2 rRNA genes are annotated in these 4,677 nt (G+C 49.7%); both read left to right on the top strand.

The features are described 5' to 3' along the window. Nucleotides 1-1,459 (top strand): 16S ribosomal RNA (locus H5116_RS19950); the annotation flags it as partial. Nucleotides 1,460-1,756: 297 nt separating this feature from the next. Beyond that, nucleotides 1,757-4,646, top strand: a 23S ribosomal RNA gene (locus H5116_RS19945). The last annotated feature ends 31 nt before the right edge of the window (nucleotides 4,647-4,677 follow it).

The following is a 4,677-nucleotide window of genomic DNA, read 5'->3' as shown; positions in this document are numbered from 1 at the left end:
AGTAGCTTGCTACTTTGCTGACGAGCGGCGGACGGGTGAGTAATGCTTGGGAACATGCCTTGAGGTGGGGGACAACAGTTGGAAACGACTGCTAATACCGCATAATGTCTACGGACCAAAGGGGGCTTCGGCTCTCGCCTTTAGATTGGCCCAAGTGGGATTAGCTAGTTGGTGAGGTAATGGCTCACCAAGGCGACGATCCCTAGCTGGTTTGAGAGGATGATCAGCCACACTGGGACTGAGACACGGCCCAGACTCCTACGGGAGGCAGCAGTGGGGAATATTGCACAATGGGCGCAAGCCTGATGCAGCCATGCCGCGTGTGTGAAGAAGGCCTTCGGGTTGTAAAGCACTTTCAGTCAGGAGGAAAGGTTAGTAGTTAATACCTGCTAGCTGTGACGTTACTGACAGAAGAAGCACCGGCTAACTCCGTGCCAGCAGCCGCGGTAATACGGAGGGTGCGAGCGTTAATCGGAATTACTGGGCGTAAAGCGTACGCAGGCGGTTTGTTAAGCGAGATGTGAAAGCCCCGGGCTCAACCTGGGAACTGCATTTCGAACTGGCAAACTAGAGTGTGATAGAGGGTGGTAGAATTTCAGGTGTAGCGGTGAAATGCGTAGAGATCTGAAGGAATACCGATGGCGAAGGCAGCCACCTGGGTCAACACTGACGCTCATGTACGAAAGCGTGGGGAGCAAACGGGATTAGATACCCCGGTAGTCCACGCCGTAAACGATGTCTACTAGAAGCTCGGAGCCTCGGTTCTGTTTTTCAAAGCTAACGCATTAAGTAGACCGCCTGGGGAGTACGGCCGCAAGGTTAAAACTCAAATGAATTGACGGGGGCCCGCACAAGCGGTGGAGCATGTGGTTTAATTCGATGCAACGCGAAGAACCTTACCTACACTTGACATACAGAGAACTTACCAGAGATGGTTTGGTGCCTTCGGGAACTCTGATACAGGTGCTGCATGGCTGTCGTCAGCTCGTGTTGTGAGATGTTGGGTTAAGTCCCGCAACGAGCGCAACCCCTATCCTTAGTTGCTAGCAGGTAATGCTGAGAACTCTAAGGAGACTGCCGGTGATAAACCGGAGGAAGGTGGGGACGACGTCAAGTCATCATGGCCCTTACGTGTAGGGCTACACACGTGCTACAATGGCGCATACAGAGTGCTGCGAACTCGCGAGAGTAAGCGAATCACTTAAAGTGCGTCGTAGTCCGGATTGGAGTCTGCAACTCGACTCCATGAAGTCGGAATCGCTAGTAATCGCGTATCAGAATGACGCGGTGAATACGTTCCCGGGCCTTGTACACACCGCCCGTCACACCATGGGAGTGGGTTGCTCCAGAAGTAGATAGTCTAACCCTCGGGAGGACGTTTACCACGGAGTGATTCATGACTGGGGTGAAGTCGTAACAAGGTAGCCCTAGGGGAACCTGGGGCTGGATCACCTCCTTATACGATTTAGAACTTATTTGTTCGTAGTGTCCACACAGATGATTGTTAATTAGTGCTTGTTCTTCGGAATAACTAATTAATATGCTCTTTAAAAATTTGGAAAAGCTGATAATAAAATTCTGATAGATACTTTGTATTTATCAAGAGTTTTCAAAAGTAAAAAAAGAATGGTAGCAGTACCATTCAGTGCCATTTAATTAACGTTTTACGTTGATTGATTGGTATCTACTTTAGTATTCAATATTAACTTCTGGCGAAGTTAAACTGTCACAAAACAAAGACCCGTTTGGGTTGTATGGTTAAGTGACTAAGCGTACACGGTGGATGCCTTGGCAGTTGGAGGCGATGAAGGACGTATTAACTTGCGATAAGCCTAGTCAAGCTAGTAAAAAGCGCTTGAGACTAGGATTTCCGAATGGGGAAACCCACCTGCTTGCAGGTATCGTTAACTGAATACATAGGTTAACGAGGCGAACGCGGAGAACTGAAACATCTAAGTACCCGTAGGAAAAGAAATCAACCGAGATTCCGAAAGTAGCGGCGAGCGAAATCGGAACAGCCCTTAAGCTTATTATGTGTTAATGGAAGGCTCTGGAAAGTGCCACGATACAGGGTGATAGTCCCGTACATGAAAAGACATTTTAAGTGAAATCGAGTAGGTCGGAGCACGTGAAACTTTGACTGAATATAGGTGGACCATCATCTAAGGCTAAATACTCCCAACTGACCGATAGTGAACCAGTACCGTGAGGGAAAGGCGAAAAGAACCCCTGTGAGGGGAGTGAAATAGAACCTGAAACCGTGTACGTACAAGCAGTAGGAGCCCACTTGTTGGGTGACTGCGTACCTTTTGTATAATGGGTCAGCGACTTATATTTTGTAGCGAGGTTAACCGAATAGGGTAGCCGTAGGGAAACCGAGTCTTAACTGGGCGAATAGTTGCAAGGTATAGACCCGAAACCCGGTGATCTAGCCATGGGCAGGTTGAAGGTTGAGTAACATCAACTGGAGGACCGAACCCACTAACGTTGAAAAGTTAGGGGATGACCTGTGGCTAGGAGTGAAAGGCTAATCAAACCGGGAGATAGCTGGTTCTCCCCGAAATCTATTTAGGTAGAGCCTCGGACGAATACTTACGGGGGTAGAGCACTGTTAAGGCTAGGGGGTCATCCCGACTTACCAACCCTTTGCAAACTCCGAATACCGTAAAGTAATATCCGGGAGACACACGGCGGGTGCTAACGTCCGTCGTGAAGAGGGAAACAACCCAGACCGCCAGCTAAGGTCCCAAAGTCATAGTTAAGTGGGAAACGATGTGGAAAGGCCCAGACAGCCAGGAGGTTGGCTTAGAAGCAGCCATCCTTTAAAGAAAGCGTAATAGCTCACTGGTCGAGTCGGTCTGCGCGGAAGATGTAACGGGGCTAAACTATGCACCGAAGCTGCGGATTCAGAATTTATTCTGAGTGGTAGGGGAGCGTTCTGTAAGCGGTTGAAGGTGTACCGGGAGGTATGCTGGACGTATCAGAAGTGCGAATGCTGACATGAGTAACGATAATGGGAGTGAAAAACTCCCACGCCGGAAGACCAAGGGTTCCTATCCCATGTTAATCAGGGTAGGGTAAGTCGACCCCTAAGGCGAGGCCGAAAGGCGTAGTCGATGGGAAACAGATTAATATTTCTGTACTCGATATAATTGCGATGGGGGGACGGAGCAGGCTAAACAAGCATGGCGTTGGTAGTCCATGTGAAAGTGAGTAGGTTGGCGACTTAGGTAAATCCGGGTTGCTATTAAGACTGAGACACGAGACGAGTCACTAAGGTGATGAAGTTGTTGATGCCATACTTCCAGGAAAAGCCTCTAAGCTTCAGATTATATGGAATCGTACCCCAAACCGACACAGGTGGTCAGGTAGAGAATACTAAGGCGCTTGAGAGAACTCGGGTGAAGGAACTAGGCAAAATCGTACCGTAACTTCGGGAGAAGGTACGCTCCTATCTGTGATGAGACTTGCTCTCTAAGCGGACGGGAGCCGCAGTGACCAGGTGGCTGGGACTGTTTATTAAAAACACAGCACTGTGCAAAATCGCAAGATGACGTATACGGTGTGACACCTGCCCGGTGCCGGAAGGTTAATTGATGGGGTTATCCTTAGGGAGAAGCTCTTGATCGAAGCCCCGGTAAACGGCGGCCGTAACTATAACGGTCCTAAGGTAGCGAAATTCCTTGTCGGGTAAGTTCCGACCTGCACGAATGGTGTAACCATGGCCACGCTGTCTCCACCCGAGACTCAGTGAAATTGAAATCGCAGTGAAGATGCTGTGTACCCGCGGCTAGACGGAAAGACCCCGTGAACCTTTACTACAGCTTGGCACTGAACATTGAACCTACATGTGTAGGATAGGTGGGAGACTTTGAAGCAGCGACGCTAGTTGTTGTGGAGTCGTCCTTGAAATACCACCCTTGTAGTTTTGATGTTCTAACGTTGGCCCCTGAATCGGGGTTACGGACAGTGCCTGGTGGGTAGTTTGACTGGGGCGGTCTCCTCCTAAAGAGTAACGGAGGAGCACGAAGGTTGGCTAAGTACGGTCGGACATCGTACGGTTAGTGTAATGGTAGAAGCCAGCTTAACTGCGAGACAGACACGTCGAGCAGGTACGAAAGTAGGTCATAGTGATCCGGTGGTTCTGAATGGAAGGGCCATCGCTCAACGGATAAAAGGTACTCCGGGGATAACAGGCTGATACCGCCCAAGAGTTCATATCGACGGCGGTGTTTGGCACCTCGATGTCGGCTCATCACATCCTGGGGCTGAAGTCGGTCCCAAGGGTATGGCTGTTCGCCATTTAAAGTGGTACGCGAGCTGGGTTTAGAACGTCGTGAGACAGTTCGGTCCCTATCTGCCGTGGGCGTTTGAGAATTGAGAGGGGTTGCTCCTAGTACGAGAGGACCGGAGTGAACGAACCGCTGGTGTTCGGGTTGTCATGCCAATGGCATTGCCCGGTAGCTACGTTCGGAACTGATAAGCGCTGAAAGCATCTAAGCGCGAAGCAGGCCTCGAGATGAGTTCTCACTAGACTTTTAAAGTCTCTGAAGGGCCGTTGAAGACTACAACGTTGATAGGCAAGATGTGGAAGTGGTGTGAGCCATTAAGCTAACTTGTACTAATTACCCGTGAGGCTTAACCATACAACGCCAAACGCGTTTTATGCGACAGTTT

It is taken from the genome of Pseudoalteromonas sp. SG45-2 (genome assembly GCF_014164115.1).
Lineage (GTDB): Bacteria > Pseudomonadota > Gammaproteobacteria > Enterobacterales > Alteromonadaceae > Pseudoalteromonas > Pseudoalteromonas distincta.
Note: the sequence above shows the minus strand (reverse complement) of the source record. Positions and strands in the feature narration are given on the sequence as shown.